The organism is Pseudomonas sp. BP01 (genome assembly GCF_022760795.1).
GTDB classification, from domain to species: Bacteria; Pseudomonadota; Gammaproteobacteria; order Pseudomonadales; family Pseudomonadaceae; genus Aquipseudomonas; species Aquipseudomonas putida_Q.
Window position 1 is genome coordinate 1 of sequence record NZ_JAFBKA010000104.1, and the last position, 383, is coordinate 383.

Sequence of the window (383 nt, forward strand, 5' to 3'; positions counted from 1 at the left end):
GGGTTACAATATGCGCCATTTTGTGGCTTAGCTACCAATTAACAAATTTAGAGGGCCTTATGGCGACTTACTATAGCAACGATTTTCGTGCCGGTCTTAAAATCATGATGGACGGCGAACCTTATGCCGTTGAAGCCAGTGAATTCGTAAAACCAGGCAAAGGCCAGGCTTTTGCCCGCGTTAAGCTGCGCCGTCTGCTGACCGGGACTCGCGTAGAGAAAACCTTCAAATCTACCGATTCCGCCGAAGGCGCAGACGTTGTTGATATGAACCTGACTTACCTGTACAACGACGGTGAGTTCTATCACTTCATGAACAACTCCACTTTCGAGCAGCTGGCTGCCGATGCGAAAGCCGTAGGCGATAACGCAAAATGGCTGCTG

At 49.6% G+C, this 383-nt stretch carries 1 pseudogene; it reads left to right on the top strand.

Annotation, left to right across the window (positions count from 1 at the left end):
• Positions 1 to 59: 59 nt before the first annotated feature.
• Positions 60 to 383: pseudogene (locus JOY50_RS28665) on the top strand (elongation factor P); the annotation flags it as partial.